Source organism: Musicola paradisiaca NCPPB 2511 (genome assembly GCF_000400505.1).
GTDB classification, from domain to species: domain Bacteria; phylum Pseudomonadota; class Gammaproteobacteria; order Enterobacterales; family Enterobacteriaceae; genus Musicola; species Musicola paradisiaca.
Genome location: NZ_CM001857.1, coordinates 3,986,861 through 4,003,172, shown reverse-complemented (window position 1 = coordinate 4,003,172; position 16,312 = coordinate 3,986,861). Strand labels below are relative to the sequence as shown.

The following is a 16,312-nucleotide window of genomic DNA, read 5'->3' as shown; positions in this document are numbered from 1 at the left end:
GGAAACAAAACGCGCGGTGGCGATGTCTGGATGCCGGGTGGAGCAATATAGGATGTAAGGAAGCGCTCACTCGCCGAGCTTGAATGGATAACGGATGGATGATTAAGGAGTATCCGGATGAATATGACAGGGAATACCCTGCTGATTACCGGCGGTGGTTCCGGGATCGGCGCCGGGTTGGCGGCGGCGTTTCATGCCTGCGGCAATCAGGTGATTATCGCCGGGCGTAGTGAAGCACGCTTGAAACGGGTAACGGCTGCGCATCCCGGCATGGCGTACCGGCTGCTGGATCAACGCGATGCGGAAACGATACCGATGTTCGCCCGCAGTCTGACGGCGGATTACCCGCGGCTGAATGTGCTGATTAATAATGCCGGCATCCAGCGGCGCGAGGATGTTGTCCGCCAGGATCGGCAAGTCGTATCGGAGACGCTGGCGACTAATCTGCAGGGGCCGATTCTGTTGACCGGCGCTCTGCTACCGCATCTGTTGGCGCAGCCGTCCGGTGCTATCCTGAATGTCACCTCTGAACTGGCGTTTGTGCCGCAGGCGATCACGCCCACCTATTGCGCGAGCAAAGCCGCATTGCATGCATATAGCGAGGCGCTGCGTTGCCAGTTGCAGGGCCGCGCGCTGCAAGTGATCGAAATTATTCCGCCCTGGGTACAAACCGGGTTGCAAGGCGAATGGGGGTTCGATTCCAATGCAATGCCGTTGCAGGCATTTATTGATGAAACCTTTTCATTACTATCACAACATCCCGACGCGGAAGAGATTGTGGTGTCTCGGGCGCGGGCGTTTCGCCTTGCCGAGCGTAACGGTCAATATCATCAGTTATTCCATGAGTTTAATCGTAAATAGCCGAGGGCGAACGGGCATTCTGACGGGTGGCGCCGCGCCTTAATGATTAATACGGATTAATTGTTTCCATGTGTAATCTTTAGTGTCCCTTGGTGTTGTCGGGGTGGGCAAATGCCTGAAAAACCGTGATTCACTTTGGGATGTTCATTGGACATATTTATGGTTTTTGTTATTTATATTTTATAATTCAATGTCTTAGTTTTTTATCGCCTCCGTAAACTTCTCTTTCCCTTTTTTAACGTCCTGTTCCATCTTGCCGATAATAAGCCGTGGCGTGTTTTATTTATGCCGATAAGAAACCACCTTCGTAAGGAAAAGAATGATGGATACTGTAGCGTTTTCTGCCGATTCCCCTCGTGTATCGTTCTGGCATAACTGGAAACTGATGCCGCTGTTCAGCACGATTATTGTCGTCATTCTGCTTCTGTTTGCTGTGGCGATTAGCTTTTCCGTGCATTTTCTTATGCGCAGCAATAGCTCGCTGAATGACGTCACGGCGGAAATTCAGGTACGCCTCGGCGTGTCAAATAGCTCCAACCATCTGCGCACGGCACGCCTGATGATTATTCAAGCGGCGTCGGCCGCCAAAGATGGCGACAAGGATACCGCCGCCAGCAGTATCCAGCAGGCGGAAGGCCGCCTGAAACAATCCGCCGACAGCTTCTCTGCCTATCAAAACCGCGAAGTAAAAACGCCCGCTGATGTGGCGTTGGATGATTCGTTGCAGCAGCGTTACAACGACTACGTCAACAATGGCGTCAGGCCGATGCTGGAGGCGGTAAAAGCCGGGCGTTTCGACGATGTCACTGCGCTGGAGTGGAAACAGACTCGTAAGCTGGATCTGGCCTACAACGACGTGTTGTTGAAGGTGGTGGCGATTCGCACCCAGCGGGCGGAAGTGCTGAATAAAACGGCGCAACAGGAATCCAGTCTTGGCTATAGCGTAATGGCGGCCAGTTTTGTGGTGGCGGTGTTGGTCTCCCTGTTTACCTATTTGTGTTTGCGCCGGGTGGTGATCCAGCCCATGCGTTCGCTGGTTACTCGTATCGAGCATATCGCCAATGGCGACCTCACGATGCCGATGGCGCAATGGGGACGCAGCGAAATCGGGCAACTGGGTCACTATCTGCAGAACATGCAGGCATCATTGGTGAAAACCGTGAGCAATGTGCGCCACGGCGTTGAAGCGATTTATCAGGGCATTACCGAGATTTCCGCCGGCAATACCGACCTTTCTTCCCGCACGGAAGAGCAGGCTTCCGCACTGGAGCAAACCGCCGCCAGCATGGAGCAACTGACATCCACCGTGAAGCACAACGCGGATAATGCCAACCATGCCAGTCAATTGGCGGGTAATGCGTCCGGCAAAGCGCGTCAGGGGGGAAACCTCGTGGATGGTGTGGTAAAAACCATGAATAACATCCACCAGAGTTCGAAGAAAATTTCTGAAATCACCAATATCATCAACGGCATCGCTTTCCAGACCAATATTCTGGCGCTTAATGCTGCGGTAGAAGCGGCGCGGGCCGGCGAGCAAGGGCGCGGGTTCGCCGTGGTAGCCGGGGAAGTCCGTTCACTGGCGCAGCGTAGCGCGCAGGCGGCCAAAGAGATCGAAGGGTTGATTACCGAATCCGTGACGCTGGTGGAGACCGGCTCCGATCAGGTGGAACGGGCCGGCGAAACCATGCAGGAAATCGTCAATGCGGTGACGAGTGTGACGGACATCATGGCGGAGATTTCGGTGGCATCTCAGGAGCAGAGCAAAGGCATTGGGCAGGTCGGTCAGGCGATCCATTCGATTGACAACGTCACCCAGCAGAATGCCGCGTTGGTGGAGGAAGCTACGGCCGCAGCCGCATCGCTGGCGGAGCAGGCGGCAGGGCTGAACGAAGCGGTGTCGGTATTCCGCATCAGCAGCCAATCTCGCACGTTGGGCGCCATCAATGCGCCGCGTCCGGCTCCGGTTGCTCCCAAAGCAGCCGCATTGCCGAAAACGGCAGGTGTGGCGAAAGTAAAATCAGGCAGCGAGGATGATTGGGAAACATTCTGATCGTTGTCGATGCGAGGTTTCAGGACACGGGCAGCTCTGGCTGCCCGTTGTCATTGATGCCGGCGCGTAGTGAAAGGTGAAGTGGCCGACGTCACCTTTGGGGGGGGCGAAAATCCGGATGGCGGGCGTCGCGATCATTGAGTGACTCATGCCTGCTTCAGCTGTACAGAGTTTGACCTGGTTCGCAGCGAACTGGCAATGCTGTGCCATACTTGCAACATACTCTGGTCGGCATACCGGTGGCCTTGCGGATCCCGCAGCGGTTTGCCGCGCGTTGCAGGCCACTGCGGGCAGGGCGGATTGGGCTATCGACATATCGATATCAATACCTCCATGCTCCCTCTATTCCCGTTTCTGGCATTAATCCGATGGGAATAACCTCATGGAGAAAGGATAATCCCCTTATATACCAAGAGATGACGTTGTATTTTTTTGCCGATGAGTCAGGCTGTGCGGCTCAATACGGTCTGAATATCAGGTCGTCTCCGTTATTATTCGTGTCGCGGGTGCTGCTTCAAAAAGCCGCGATTAAAGTGGAAGTCGATGCGTAGAATTAATGGGATGCGTCGAATAAAAATGCCGCCTTATGCCCTGTTATCCCGTCCTTGCCGATTTCCGGGCGCAGCCGTTGATATATTTACACCGGGAATATCGCCAGTGAAGTTGGAATAAGATGTGATTGCCTGAACCGTTATGATCGCTATTTTACCGACGCGGCCCGCGGCTGAAGGAGCGGAATATGAAACTCATTGAACGTGCCAGAATATTCGCCACCGAGGCGCACGCCGCCTGTGGGCAGATAAGAAAATATACCGGCGAACCTTATATTATTCATCCCGCATCGGTAGTGATGCTGCTGATGCAGATCGACCCGACTCCCGAGATGATCGCCGCCGCCTGGCTGCACGACACAGTCGAAGATACGGATGTTACGCTGGCGCAGGTGACGGCGCTGTTTGGTGAACAGGTGGGGCGTTATGTGGAAATGCTCACCGATGTACGTACCCGTAAAAGCGGTGGCGAGCGCATTCACCGCAAGAACGCCAACCTGTTGCACAGTGCCGCCGCCTGCCCAGAGGCGCAAAGCATTAAACTGTGCGATCTGATCGACAACAGCCGCAATATTTTCGACCACGATCCGATTTTCGCCCGGCCCTATATGGTGGAAATGCGGCGTCTGTTGTATGTGCTGAAGCGCGGCGATCCCCGTCTTTATTGCATCGCCAGTCAGCAGTGCAGCAACAATATCGCCTGTATTCATCAGTCGCTGGGCGATGAGGAATGGTATCAACAGTTGTGGCTTCAGTATGAGGCGCATTTGCCGCTGGATACGGTGTTGGCGGGCGTGCGGGAAACCGCATAGTGAAACGCCGGGGAGCGGAGGGAGTGCACCCCGGCGGATATTTTATCCGGGAGCGATGTCGTGGGAATGCCTGCGGCGGAAACGTTATTTTTACCTGGACGATGTCAACGGGAAAATAACCAGGGTAATATTGTGGATAGAGTAATGTCGGCGGATAGATAATAAAGAGTAATAGCATTTTCATCGTATATTTTTCTTTTATTTTTTAACTTCATCTTCTTTTAAATCATTTGGTTGTTATTTTTTAATTCAACGCATTAATAATGAATGGCGCTTGGTTGATTATTTTTTGTCTTAGTCTTTTTTCATCAAAGTTAATGATGAAATATGATTCGCGAGGCAATACTCCGCCCTCTATGATTAGCGCATTCTCAATCATCATGACAGGTTGGCGAATGGCCGCTATCCCTCTCGATATTATTCAGCAGGCGGTTGCCTGGCGTCGCGATTTTCATGCTCATCCGGAAATAGGTTTGCGCGAACGCCGAACGTCCGGCCGGATTGCCGAATTGCTGAAATCTTTTGGGCTTGAGGTGTATTCCGGCATTGCGCAAACCGGCGTGGTGGGCACGCTACGTCATGGCGACGGCCCGGCTATCGGCCTGCGTGCCGATATCGACGCGCTGCCGGTTCAAGAGCAAAACGGGTTCGATCATCGTTCCCGCGTTGAAGGGTGCATGCATGCCTGCGGTCATGACGGACATACCGCCATTCTGTTGGCGACCGCCCGTTATCTGAGTGAAACCCGCCGCTTTTCCGGTACCGTGCATTTTGTGTTTCAGCCTGCCGAGGAGAACGCAGGCGGCGGTCAGATGATGGTGAACGAAGGCTTGTTTGAGCGTTTCCCGATGCAGGCGATCTATGCGTTGCATAACTGGCCGGGGCTGGCGGCGGGCGATGTGCTGGTGAATCCCGGCGCGATGATGGCCTCGCAGGATGGATTCCGCATTACGCTGACGGGCCGCAGCAGCCACGCAGCGATGCCTGAACGTGGTGCGGATCCGGTGGTGGCCGCCGCCCAGTTGATCCTGGCGTTGCAAACCATCACGTCGCGTCGGCTGTCGCCGCAGGAGCAGGCGGTGATCAGCATTACCCGCATCGAGGGCGGCGAGGCGTTGAATGTGATCCCGGAACAGGTGGCGCTGGCGGGCACCTTGCGTTGTCTCAGTGATGAAACCCGGTCAACGGCTCGGCGGCTGATCGATGAATATGCGGCATCGGTGCCTTTGCCCTTTGGGGTTCGGGGCGAAGTGCGCTGGCGCTACGGTTATCCGGTGACTCGCAACCAGCCTGAAACCGCCTCCGCGTTACGGGATGCGGCGGTGTCCGCGCTGGGCGCGGCGCGCGTGCATTGGGATCGGCCTGCATCGCTGGCCGCCGAAGATTTTTCCTACATGCTGCAGGCGTGTCCCGGCGCCTATTTCTGGCTGGGCGCCGATAGCACATCACCTTGTGCGCCGTTGCACAACGGCGGTTATGACTTCAACGACGACATTATCGGCGACGGCATTCGGGTGTGGGTAGCGCTGGTGGAACGCTCATTGGGCGCGGCGAATGCATGATTGACCGAAAACCGGGCTGAATATCAGCGGCCCAGGCTTCTCAACTGGGTACAAAACGGGCAGTTGCATCCGCTCACGGAAACGGCATCGCATAGACCCGGCGTCGCGGTTTTCACACCGTGACCATAACGAAATGCGTTTTCCGCCTGCGCCAGTATGACGGCGCCGTTTGGCTCGACGGGCGCGATTCTGGCCTGAAAGGCCGAGGCATCGGCCGCCGCGAACGAGAGAAAAACCAGCGACATGTTGAGTTTCATGGCTACGCCTGTCGTGAACCGAAGAAGAAAAGTTGATTGGTTATAACATAACAATATTCCTTGCGCGTAAGCCGAAATCCTCACCATTGCGCACGCTTTGTAAGCATTCGTGACAGCCCGCTATGCGGATGCGCCGCCGGTATCGATGGCAGGATGTTCCCCCACATCTTGGTGTTTTATGGTGTCGGCTGGCGGTTCGTTCGGTATTGCTTATCGATTCGATATGGACAACGCATTAGCGACCTACATCACACTTCTGTACCTTTAGCCCCATGCCAGGCACATGGCCAATCACGCTAACCTTATGAGGAAAAAGAACGATGTCAGTGATCAATACTCAAGTTAAACCTTTTAAAAATCAGGCTTTCAAAGACGGTCAGTTCATTGAAGTGACCGAGCAGAGCATCGAGGGTAAATGGAGCGTGTTCTTCTTCTACCCGGCCGACTTTACGTTCGTATGCCCGACTGAACTGGGCGACGTTGCCGATCATTATGCCGAGTTCCAGAAAATCGGCGTAGACATCTACTCGGTTTCTACCGATACCCATTTCACCCACAAAGCATGGCACAGCAGTTCTGAAACCATCGCCAAGATCAAATACGCCATGATCGGCGACCCGACCGGCGCGCTGACCCGCAATTTTGACAATATGCGTGAAGATCAGGGCCTGGCTGACCGCGGTACCTTTATCGTCGACCCGCAGGGCATCATTCAGGCGGTTGAAATCACTGCCGAAGGCATCGGCCGTGACGCTTCTGACCTGCTGCGTAAAGTGAAAGCGGCTCAGTACGTGGCGGCCCATCCGGGTGAAGTCTGCCCGGCCAAATGGCAGGAAGGCGATGCGACTCTGGCGCCGTCTCTGGATCTGGTTGGTAAGATCTAAGACCGCTCCCCGTTGCTCAAAGAACATCTTTATCGGGTGCGCCGCACCCGATTTTTCGCACTCAAGGATAATCTATGCTCGACAATACTATGAAAATCCAGCTGAAAGCCTATCTGGAAAAATTAACCAAACCTGTTGAGTTAGTGGCGACGCTGGATGGTTCCGCAAAGTCTTCGGACGTCAGAGGGTTGCTGGCCGACATCGCCGGGTTATCCGATAAAGTCAGTTTCTTTGAGAATAACGATCTGCCGGTACGCAAACCGTCGTTTCTGGTGACGAATCCGGGTTCCGCCAGCGGCCCGCGTTTCGCCGGCGCCCCGATGGGGCATGAGTTCACTTCGTTGATCCTGGCCTTGTTGCAGGTCGGCGGCCATCCGTCGAAAGAGGCGCAGGAACTGCTGGATCAGATCCGCGAGCTGGATGGCAAATTCCATTTTGAAACCTATTACTCCCAGACCTGCCACAACTGCCCGGATGTGGTGCAGGCGTTGAACCTGATGTCCATCCTGAACCCGAACATCACGCATACCGCGATTGATGGCGGCGTATTCCAGGATGAAATCAAGGATCGCAATATCATGGGCGTTCCCACCGTATTCCTGAACGGCGATCAGTTTGGACAAGGGCGCATGACCCTCGGCGAGATCGTCGCCAAACTGGATACCGGCGCCGGCGACAAGCTGGTGGAAAAACTGAATAACCGACCGGTATACGACGTGCTGATCGTCGGTAGCGGCCCGGCCGGCGCGGCGGCGGCGGTGTATGCCGCCCGCAAAGGGATCCGTACCGGTCTGATGGGCGAGCGCTTCGGCGGCCAGATTTTGGATACCGTGGACATTGAAAACTACATTTCCGTCCCGAAAACCGAAGGGGCCAAACTGGCCATGGCGCTCAAAAGCCATGTAGATGACTATGAAGTAGACGTTATCGACCTGCAAAGCGCACAGCGCCTGATTCCGGCCAGCAAGCCGGGCATGCCGCACCAGATTGAAACGGCATCGGGCGCCGTGCTGAAATCGCGTAGCATCATCATCGCAACCGGTGCGCGCTGGAGAAGTATGAACGTGCCGGGGGAAGAGCAGTACCGTACCCGCGGCGTCACTTTCTGTCCGCATTGCGACGGCCCCTTGTTCAAGGGCAAGCATGTGGCGGTGGTCGGCGGCGGCAACTCCGGGGTGGAGGCGGCTATCGATCTGGCGGGCGTGGTGAAACACGTGACGTTGCTGGAGTTCGCGCCGGAGCTGAAGGCCGACTCGGTACTGCAGGCCAAATTACGCAGCCTGCCGAACGTAGATGTCATTGTGAATGCCCAGACCACCGAAGTGATCGGTGACGGCCAGAAGGTGACGGGCCTGGAATACCGGGATCGCGTCACCAGCGATACCCACAAACTGGCGCTGGAAGGGATTTTCGTGCAGATCGGGCTGTTGCCAAACACTCACTGGCTGGAAGGGTCGGTGGAACGTAACCGTATCGGCGAAATCATCATCGACGCTAAGTGTGAAACTACCGTCAAAGGGGTGTTTGCCGCCGGAGACTGCACCACGGTGCCGTACAAGCAGATCATTATCGCCACCGGCGAAGGTGCTAAAGCGTCGCTCAGCGCCTTTGATTATCTGATCAGAACCCCGACATCGGCCTGATGTCGTCAAGGGATCGGGCGATGGCGTTGCCGTTGTCCGGTGTGTCGGTGAAACCGAACGCTGGCTTTATCAACCCTCCTTTAACGTTGTGACATTACCGCTTTCTCTTCTGTGCTTTCCCTCTTTCAGTTCCCGCTGAAAGGGGGCTTTTTTTGGCGTATACCCTGACGTGCCAGTCGATGAAAAACTCGCCCGATTTTTTACCGCCGCACGCTTAGCCGACCACGCTCAATGGTACCTGTTGCAAGGGTTGCCCCAGCTTTAGCCAGGTATCAAACGCAAACATATCATTGAATGTGCAGAACTCCGGCACGCCAAGCGCCAACACCGGCACCTGTTGCTGCAAGTAACGCAGACAATCGGTTTGTATCTGCCGATATGCCTGTGATTCCGTGCGGTTCATCCATTGCACCAGATAGGCCAGCGTGATGTGAAAACCATAACGATCGTGATCCGGCATACGGATTTGCAGCCGATCCGCCAGCCGATCGCGTAGCGTGCGCAGCCGTCGCTCTTCCTGATTGTCCGCCGGCGTCAGGCGGATGGTGGCGCCGGCGTCGCGGTGGGCATTGAAATCGGCGATGACGAGGCGAAACGGCACGTCGCTTTCCAACGCGAAGCCCGCTAATTTTCCGGCCAGGTGTCGGGTGCAATCAGCCAGCGACGCCGTCGTCGGCAGGTCTGCGGGCCAGAACCCCGCTTGCCGCTTGGCGAGCGTGACCCCTTCGAAGAGTGTCATGTGGTAACTGGAGGGCGGTGTGAAGCCCAGACAGTGACTGAATGCCTGCTGGCGCAACGTGTTCCGTACCGCCATCAGCGCATCCGACGCGACGGTGCGCAGCGGAATCGGGCAAATGAGGGTATTTCCGGGGAAGGGGCTGGCGCTGCCGTCCGGGTGGAATTTCCCGCCGGGGTCGACGCTGTGCGGCGCTGGCGCGGTGGAACCCGCCGGGCGCATGGTCGCGAATCGTTCTCTGTCGTCGTCGGCAAAAGCCGTATTGAACAGCGAGGTGCCGCAGGCCAGCAGCGGCAGTTGCAGAATAAAACGTCGGCGTAATGAGTTCATCTTGGGTCTTCGCAGGTTGCCGGCACATTGCCGGGCGACAGTATAAGCACGCCCTGATGACCGGCGAATTTCACCACAACATGGAAAGGGGAAATCAGAACGGGGTTTAAAGCCGCTGACATGCCTTTGTCATACGTGGGTGAAAAAATAGACACCTGTTACCCGCTTCGTCAGTCAACGTGCAGGAAAAGGTATGAAGCTTCGCCAACCGCCCTCGTCGGTACTCAGCCCGACGCCCCGTCTCGCCGATGATGTCAATGCGTTCCATATTGAATTGGGACGCTGGACGGCAGTGGCCGAGCGCACCATTCTCAATCATGTGACGCTGGGGGATTACAGCTACATCATGAATGACTGTGACCTGATGTTTACCCAGATCGGCAAATTCACCTCCATCGCTTCCCATGTACGGGTCAACCCCAGCAATCATCCCTGGTGGCGACCGACGTTGCATCATTTCACCTACCGGCCCGGCAAATATCAGATGCGCGATAACCCCGCTGCGGTAGACAGCGATATTTTTGAATGGCGTCAACAGGATGAAGTCGTTATCGGGCACGATGTGTGGATCGGCCACGGCGCTATCGTGCTGCCGGGCGTCAGTATCGGCAACGGGGCGATTGTCGGCGCGGGCAGCGTGGTGACGAAACCGGTGCCGGCCTGGACGCTGGTGGTGGGCAACCCGGCCCGCATATTGCGCCCGCGTTTTGCAGACGAATCGGTGGCGGAAAAGCTGGAACAACTGCAATGGTGGGACTGGCCGGATGAAAAACTGCGCGACAACCTGCCGTGGTTCCAGCAGGATGTCGCCGCATTTGTGGCGCACTTCTGCGCCGAATAAGGCAGCTACGTCAAAAAAATGCCACGATGCTAGTTGCTGAGCAAGGCATGGCGGAATGACAGAATATGCGCCTGTGCGGCGGCGCAGGCCGCTTCCGAGTTCTGTTGCTCCAGCGCGCTGATGATAGCGTCATGCTCATCGATCACTTCCTGCATATGCCCTTCGCGCGACAGGGTCGTCGCCCAAAAGCGCTGGGAGCGGGCATTCAACACGCGAAGAATGTCGTCCAGAATATGGTTGTTCGCGATGCGCGACAGCTGTTGGTGGAACTGGTGGTCCAGCGTCATCATCTCGACGTGATCCCGCGCTTGACTGGCGGCGGTGATCTGCTGGTTGAGCTCGCGCAACAGGGCGATATCCTGCTGAGTGCAGCGTTGGCAAACGAGGCGGATACACAACAGTTCGTTGACGAGACGTACTTCGATCAGCTCCAGCGCGTCATCCAATGATAGCGGCGCCACCATCATTCCTTTACGCGGAATGATTTGTAGTAACCCTTCGTTCGCCAACCGATGTACCGCCTGGATGATTGGCGTCCGGCTCAATTCCAGTTCGTTCATAACCTGCGCGGTGTTTAGATACTCCCCAGGCTTGTAGCGCAGGGTTATCAACGCCTGCTTGAAACGCTCATACGCCAGTTCGTTGAGTGACACTCCCGTTTCCTGTGCCGTTCCCGATGGCGTGATTTCATCAACCACTTTCACTCTTTGCTCCTGCGTCATCATCACTTTTTCCATCTTACCGAAAAATTCTGGCATGGAAATCGCTTAATTATTAATTGAAGTTACAGTGAAATTTCACTGTGTTTTTAAACCAAGGGAAGGCAGTCATGACATTACTTTTCGATTTACCCGATGATTTTGAAACAGATTTGATGGATCTGGAGGTCAAGGAGCTGGTCATTGCCGGCTGGACCGGGCGCGATCGCGAAGCAGTGATGCACCATATTCGTGAATTGGAACTGCTGGGTGTGCCTCAACCCAGTGCAATCCCGCTGTTTTATCGCGTGGCGGCCAATCAGCTCAGTCAGTCGGCGCAGATTGACGTCGTGGGGGAAACCACATCTGGTGAGGCAGAGCCGCTGCTGTTCTGCCGCCAAGGGGAATGGTTCGTTTCGTTGGCCTCCGATCATACCGACCGGGAACTGGAAGCTTCCAGCGTGGCACTGTCCAAACAAGTGTGTGTGAAGCCGGTGGCGCATCAGGCGTGGCGTTTCGCCGACGTGGAGGCGTACTGGGATCAGTTGGTGTTGCGTTCCTGGATTCTGGAGGATGGTGACTATCGCTTGTATCAGCAAGGAACATTAGCCGGGCTGCGTCGTCCAGAAGAACTGCTGTCTTTATACCGAGAGCGTTCCGGCGAGGCGTTACCGGCCGATGGGCTGGCGATGAGCTGCGGCACGGTTCCTGCAATTGGCGGCATCCGCCCGGCTCAGGCGTTTCGCATGGAACTGATCGATGAGCGTCGAGGGCGTGTTATCAGCCATCAGTACGCTATCACTGCGCTGCCGGTCGTGGCCTGAGGAGAACGGATGAACGAGCAAACGTTGATGTCGCTGGCCACTCGGTTGGCGCAAGGATCGCTGAGTGCGGTCGAACTGACGCGCGAGGCGCTGGCGCGAATTGCCGATCCTGCCGGTGAAGGCGCGCGCGTCTTTACCCAAGTGTACGGCGCATGGGCACTGGAACAGGCTTCGGTGTCCGATCGCCTGCTGATGCAGGGCGCGCCGCGATCGGCGCTGGAAGGTATACCGGTATCGGTGAAAGACCTCTTTGACGTGTCGGGCGAACCCACCACCGCCGGTTCGCGCGTTTTGCGTGATGTGCCAGCAGCCAGTGGCCATGCGGCCGTGGTAGCGCGATTGCTGCAGGCCGGAGCCGTGGTGTTGGGAAAAACCAACATGACGGAGTTTGCTTACTCCGGCCTTGGCCTGAACCCGCATTACGGTACGCCTGCCAATCCATGGGATCGTTTGACCAGACGCATTCCCGGCGGATCATCATCCGGCGCGGCGGTGTCGGTAGCGGACGGTATGTGCTACGGCGCCATCGGCAGCGATACCGGCGGTTCGGTACGCATTCCGGCCGCTTTCTGCGGCTTGGTCGGTTTTAAACCCACGGCGCAGCGTATCGATCGGGCGGGGGTATTGCCGCTGTCCACCGCGTTGGATTCCGTCGGGGTCATTGCCCGTGACGTGGCGGGCTGTGTGGCGCTGGATAGTGTAGTCGCACACCAGCCGCTGACACTGAAGCCAAAACGTCTGGCTCAGGCGCGTTTCGTCGTACCGCAGACGCTGGTGTTGGACAACCTTGACGACAGCGTCGCCGCCGCGTTCGACCGCGCGCTTTCCCGGCTGTCGGCTGCGGGTGTGGAGATCGTCGAACTGCCGAGCGAACTGTTGGCGGAACTGGCATCGATCAACGCCGGCGGCGGTTTTTCCGCGTTGGAGTCTTGGCGCTGGCATCAGGCGTTGATTGCCCGCCGCGCTGCGGAGTACGACCCGCGGGTACTGTCACGCATTCGCAAAGGGGAAGCGTTGGGGGATGCGCAGGCGCGCGAACTGGCGTCGCGTCGCGTCGACTGGCAGCAACGAGCGGCAGCAACCTGGCAGGGGTTCGATGCGGTATTGATGCCCACCGTACCGATGGTGGCGCCGGCCATTGATGAATTGGCCGCCGATGAGAACGCCTATTTTGCAGCTAATGGTCTGGCGCTACGTAATACCGCAATTTTCAACTTCCTTGACGGTTGCGCTATTTCGTTGCCGTGTCACCGCCCAGGCGACGCGCCGGTCGGGCTGATGGCGGGAAGCTTGCACGGCCGGGACGACGAGCTGCTGAGCTGGGCGCGGGAGTTGGAATCATGCCTGAACTGATCGCCGTTGTTCCGGCTTTATCGGCCGACTGCCGCTATTCCTTGTTTGACGGGAGAAGATGATGACTACATTGCCACAGGGCATGCTGTTTGTTGCTACCGATGTCGATCCGGCCGACGAGGCCGACTTTAACCGCTGGTATGACACGGAACATGTGGAAGAGCGGGTACGTATTGAGGGTTTTCTGTCCGGTATCCGCTACCAGTCGGTCAGCGGCGGGCGTAAATATCTTGGCTTGTATAAAACCGTCTCGCTGGACTGCTTTACCTCGGCGTCCTATCAGGCGGCGTTCCGCCATCAGACACCCTGGTCGGTAGCGAGTCTTGGCAAAATGCGCCGGCCGATGCGCCGAGTCTGCACTATTCACTCGGCGATCGGGCAGGGCAACGGCAGCTATCTGGCGGTGATCACGCTGCAAGAGCACGTATCCGATGCGCTGATCGTCAAAGCTGAGGTGTTGGGCCATCAGCTTGCCATCGAGCATGGATTCGTTCGCTCTTGCCTGTTGGTGCCGGATGAGACGCTCAGTACGCCGCTGCCAGCGGAGGACACTCATCAACGTCAACTGTTGCCGATGCTGCTGATAGAGAGCAGCTACGACAGCACTTGCCGTTCTTTCATTTATGCCGCCACGGCGGCGTTTTCCCTTCCTTTGTCCGCCTCGGCGCAGTATGCGTTGGGCTGGGCCCTGACTGCTGAGGATCTGAAATCATGACCCTGTCTCTTAACGCTGACAATGTGACGTCCGCACAGGTACAGACCGGTCGGCTGGCGGCGGCCAGTTCGGTGGGCACGGCGCTGGAGTGGTATGACTTTACCGTCTATAACCTGATGGCGGCGTTGGTTTTTAACCACATCTTTTTCCCGTCTTTCGATCCGTTGGTGGGCACCATTCTGGCATTCTCCACCTACGCGGTGGGTTATGTGTCTCGGCCGATCGGCGGTTTTGTGTTCGGGCACCTCGGCGACGTGTTGGGGCGGCGTTTTGTTCTGGTCACGACGCTGGTGATCATGGGCGTGACGACGGCGCTGATGGGGGTATTGCCCAGTTATGCCAGTTGGGGGATCTGGAGCCCGGTTCTGCTGGTCAGCCTGCGATTTATTCAAGGGATCGCGCTGGGGGGCGAATGGGCCGGCGCAGTATTGCTGGCGATGGAACACGGTAAACCGCATCAACGCGGGCGTAATGCTTCGTTTGCGCAGGTCGGCCCATCCACCGGGACATTGGTGGGAACCGGCTTGATTACGCTGGTGACGCTGCTGTTGCCGTCGGAGCAGTTCCTCGATTGGGGATGGCGCATTCCGTTCCTGCTGAGCCTGGTGCTGGTGGCCTTCGGGCTGTGGTTGCGCAGCGGCGTGGGAGAAACGCCGGCGTTTCTTGAACTGGAACATCAGAACAAGACCGCGCACGCACCGCTTAAAGCGATCTTTACCGGCCATCTGCGCTCGTTGTTTATCGCCGGCGGTGCCCGCATCGGTTCCGACGTGCTGTATGCGCTGGTGGTGGTGTTCACGCTGACCTATGTAACCACGGTACTGCATCTGCCGCGTCCGCTGGCACTGGCCGCCACCATGCTGGGGGCGGTGGCCAATGTGATTACCGTGCCGCTGTTCGGCATGCTGTCCGATCGGCTGGGGCGTCGCCCGGTCTATATGGGGGGAGCGATCGCCGGCATGGTCTGGGCGTTTGTCTTTTCGTGCTGCTGGACGCCACCTATCCGGTCACCATTTGTCTGGCGGTGATCGTCGGACTGGTGATTCACGCGGCGATGTATGGGCCGCAGGCGGCGTTCGTCACCGAGCAGTTTCCGGCGCAGGTACGTTACGCCGGATCGTCACTGGCGTATACGTTGGCGGGGATCGTCGGCGGCGGTTTCGCCCCGCTGATCATTACCACGCTATTCCGTTCCTGGAACTCGACCGTGGCGATCTCTCTGTACGTCTGCGCGGCGCTGCTGTTGACTCTGCTGGCGGTATTCTGCGCCAGAGAAACGGCCACCCGTCCGTCGGATGAGTGACCGTAATAGGCCTGCCGCCGCGAATGGGCGGCGTCAGGCCGCTGGTGCGGACTGCTCGCGGGGGGTAGACTGGCGCAGCAGTCGCAGTCCGTTGCCGACCACCAGCAGGCTGGCGCCGACATCGGCGAATACTGCCATCCACATGGTGCCAAGCCCCATCAGCGTCAACAGCAGGAATACCGCCTTGATGCCCAACGCCAGCACGATGTTCTGGATCAGGATGCGGCGGGTTGATGTTGAAATCCTTACGAATTCGGGGATCTTGCGCAAGTCGTCGTTCATCAGCGCCACATCGGCGGTTTCGATGGCGCTATCGGTTCCCATCGCGCCCATGGCGAACCCGATATCCGCCCGCGCCAGCGCCGGGGTATCGTTGATGCCGTCGCCCACCATACCGATCACGCCTTTACCGGCCAACTGTTCGATGATGGACAGCTTATCCGTCGGCAGCAGGTTGCCGCGCGCTTCGTCGATGCCCACCTCTCTGGCGACCGCCTGGGCGACGTGCGGATTATCGCCGGTCAGCATCAGGGTCTTAATCCCGGCGCGGTGCAGGCTGGCGACGGCGTCGCGGCTGCCCGGTTTGACGGTATCTGCCACGGCTATCAGCGCCAGCACCTGGCGTTCGTCGCCAAGCACCACCACCGTATTGCCATCCTGTTCCAGGCCCGCCATCCGATCGGCGTGTCGGGTCGCAGCATCGCCCAACCGTTGCTGTGCCAGCCGCGGGCTGCCCAGAAAATAGGCGTGTCCGTCGATGACGCCGGTGACGCCAAGGCCGCCCAGCGCGGTAAACGTATCGACCGCGATCGGCGCAATCTGCGCCTGTTGCGCCGCGCTGGCGATCGCCTGCGACACCGGATGGTCGGAGCGGTCGGCCAGACTGGCGGCC

At 57.5% G+C, this 16,312-nt stretch carries 14 protein-coding genes and 1 pseudogene; 11 read left to right on the top strand and 4 right to left on the bottom strand.

Annotated elements, in window-relative coordinates:
- Positions 1-117: 117 nt before the first annotated feature.
- The 4 genes from DPA2511_RS17735 (at position 118) to DPA2511_RS17710 (ending at position 5,836) form a co-directional block, all read left to right on the top strand.
- Complete coding sequence (locus DPA2511_RS17735) at positions 118-861, top strand: SDR family oxidoreductase (protein ID WP_015855117.1); 744 nt, start codon at positions 118-120, stop codon at positions 859-861.
- 322 nt (positions 862-1,183) lie between these two features.
- Positions 1,184-2,911, top strand: a complete 1,728-nt coding sequence (locus DPA2511_RS17730; RefSeq protein WP_023638477.1) for a methyl-accepting chemotaxis protein — start codon at positions 1,184-1,186, stop codon at positions 2,909-2,911.
- A 739-nt stretch (positions 2,912-3,650) separates the two neighbouring features.
- On the top strand, positions 3,651-4,274 hold the full coding sequence (locus DPA2511_RS17720) for an HD domain-containing protein (protein WP_015855115.1): 624 nt from the start codon (positions 3,651-3,653) through the stop codon (positions 4,272-4,274).
- A 395-nt stretch (positions 4,275-4,669) separates the two neighbouring features.
- A complete protein-coding gene (locus DPA2511_RS17710) occupies positions 4,670-5,836 on the top strand; it encodes a M20 aminoacylase family protein (protein WP_015855114.1) in 1,167 nt (388 codons plus the stop codon).
- A 23-nt stretch (positions 5,837-5,859) separates the two neighbouring features.
- On the opposite strand, the gene DPA2511_RS17705 is transcribed toward DPA2511_RS17710, so the two are convergent.
- Entirely contained in the window at positions 5,860-6,093 is a 234-nt protein-coding gene (locus DPA2511_RS17705; protein WP_015855113.1) for a hypothetical protein, read from the bottom strand.
- Between the two features lie 320 nt (positions 6,094-6,413).
- On the opposite strand from DPA2511_RS17705, the gene ahpC reads away from it, so the two are divergent.
- Together ahpC and ahpF are read left to right on the top strand one after the other, a co-directional pair.
- A complete protein-coding gene (ahpC, locus tag DPA2511_RS17700; RefSeq protein WP_015855112.1) occupies positions 6,414-6,977 on the top strand; it encodes an alkyl hydroperoxide reductase subunit C in 564 nt (187 codons plus the stop codon).
- 74 nt (positions 6,978-7,051) lie between these two features.
- On the top strand, positions 7,052-8,620 hold the full coding sequence (ahpF, locus tag DPA2511_RS17695) for an alkyl hydroperoxide reductase subunit F (RefSeq protein ID WP_015855111.1): 1,569 nt from the start codon (positions 7,052-7,054) through the stop codon (positions 8,618-8,620).
- A 214-nt stretch (positions 8,621-8,834) separates the two neighbouring features.
- Here ahpF and DPA2511_RS24350 read toward each other — a convergent pair whose 3' ends face one another.
- On the bottom strand, positions 8,835-9,686 hold the full coding sequence (locus DPA2511_RS24350; protein ID WP_015855110.1) for a DUF1868 domain-containing protein: 852 nt from the start codon (positions 9,684-9,686) through the stop codon (positions 8,835-8,837).
- 193 nt (positions 9,687-9,879) lie between these two features.
- Here DPA2511_RS24350 and DPA2511_RS17685 point away from each other — a divergent pair, with 193 nt between their 5' ends.
- Entirely contained in the window at positions 9,880-10,527 is a 648-nt protein-coding gene (locus DPA2511_RS17685; protein ID WP_015855109.1) for a DapH/DapD/GlmU-related protein, read from the top strand.
- 29 nt (positions 10,528-10,556) lie between these two features.
- On the opposite strand, the gene DPA2511_RS17680 is transcribed toward DPA2511_RS17685, so the two are convergent.
- Complete coding sequence (locus DPA2511_RS17680) at positions 10,557-11,252, bottom strand: GntR family transcriptional regulator (RefSeq protein ID WP_015855108.1); 696 nt, start codon at positions 11,250-11,252, stop codon at positions 10,557-10,559.
- A 104-nt stretch (positions 11,253-11,356) separates the two neighbouring features.
- Here DPA2511_RS17680 and DPA2511_RS17675 point away from each other — a divergent pair, with 104 nt between their 5' ends.
- The 4 genes and pseudogenes from DPA2511_RS17675 (at position 11,357) to DPA2511_RS22070 (ending at position 15,420) form a co-directional block, all read left to right on the top strand.
- Positions 11,357-12,049 carry a DUF2848 domain-containing protein gene (locus tag DPA2511_RS17675; RefSeq protein WP_015855107.1) on the top strand — a complete coding sequence of 231 codons (693 nt, stop codon included), beginning with the start codon at positions 11,357-11,359 and terminating at the stop codon, positions 12,047-12,049.
- A 9-nt stretch (positions 12,050-12,058) separates the two neighbouring features.
- A complete protein-coding gene (locus DPA2511_RS17670; protein WP_015855106.1) occupies positions 12,059-13,402 on the top strand; it encodes an amidase in 1,344 nt (447 codons plus the stop codon).
- 61 nt (positions 13,403-13,463) lie between these two features.
- Positions 13,464-14,117, top strand: a complete 654-nt coding sequence (locus DPA2511_RS17665; protein ID WP_015855105.1) for a DUF4286 family protein — start codon at positions 13,464-13,466, stop codon at positions 14,115-14,117.
- Positions 14,114-15,420, top strand: a pseudogene (locus tag DPA2511_RS22070) (MFS transporter). Before DPA2511_RS17665 ends, DPA2511_RS22070 begins: the two are co-directional and overlap by 4 nt.
- Before the next feature lie 33 nt (positions 15,421-15,453).
- Here the strand turns inward: DPA2511_RS22070 and DPA2511_RS22065 are convergent.
- Positions 15,454-16,312: heavy metal translocating P-type ATPase (locus DPA2511_RS22065; protein ID WP_035049860.1), on the bottom strand; the 859-nt coding region annotated here is incomplete at its 5' end.

What these genes read in the sequence shown, in the direction of transcription:
- DPA2511_RS17735 (WP_015855117.1), top strand. Translation starts at nt 118, where the DNA reads ATGAATATGACAGGGAATACCCTGCTGATTACCGGCGGTGGTTCCGGG.
- DPA2511_RS17730 (WP_023638477.1), top strand. Translation starts at nt 1,184, where the DNA reads ATGGATACTGTAGCGTTTTCTGCCGATTCCCCTCGTGTATCGTTCTGG.
- DPA2511_RS17720 (WP_015855115.1), top strand. Translation starts at nt 3,651, where the DNA reads ATGAAACTCATTGAACGTGCCAGAATATTCGCCACCGAGGCGCACGCC.
- DPA2511_RS17710 (WP_015855114.1), top strand. Translation starts at nt 4,670, where the DNA reads ATGGCCGCTATCCCTCTCGATATTATTCAGCAGGCGGTTGCCTGGCGT.
- DPA2511_RS17705 (WP_015855113.1), bottom strand. Translation starts at nt 6,093, where the DNA reads ATGAAACTCAACATGTCGCTGGTTTTTCTCTCGTTCGCGGCGGCCGAT.
- ahpC (WP_015855112.1), top strand. Translation starts at nt 6,414, where the DNA reads ATGTCAGTGATCAATACTCAAGTTAAACCTTTTAAAAATCAGGCTTTC.
- ahpF (WP_015855111.1), top strand. Translation starts at nt 7,052, where the DNA reads ATGCTCGACAATACTATGAAAATCCAGCTGAAAGCCTATCTGGAAAAA.
- DPA2511_RS24350 (WP_015855110.1), bottom strand. Translation starts at nt 9,686, where the DNA reads ATGAACTCATTACGCCGACGTTTTATTCTGCAACTGCCGCTGCTGGCC.
- DPA2511_RS17685 (WP_015855109.1), top strand. Translation starts at nt 9,880, where the DNA reads ATGAAGCTTCGCCAACCGCCCTCGTCGGTACTCAGCCCGACGCCCCGT.
- DPA2511_RS17680 (WP_015855108.1), bottom strand. Translation starts at nt 11,252, where the DNA reads ATGATGACGCAGGAGCAAAGAGTGAAAGTGGTTGATGAAATCACGCCA.
- DPA2511_RS17675 (WP_015855107.1), top strand. Translation starts at nt 11,357, where the DNA reads ATGACATTACTTTTCGATTTACCCGATGATTTTGAAACAGATTTGATG.
- DPA2511_RS17670 (WP_015855106.1), top strand. Translation starts at nt 12,059, where the DNA reads ATGAACGAGCAAACGTTGATGTCGCTGGCCACTCGGTTGGCGCAAGGA.
- DPA2511_RS17665 (WP_015855105.1), top strand. Translation starts at nt 13,464, where the DNA reads ATGACTACATTGCCACAGGGCATGCTGTTTGTTGCTACCGATGTCGAT.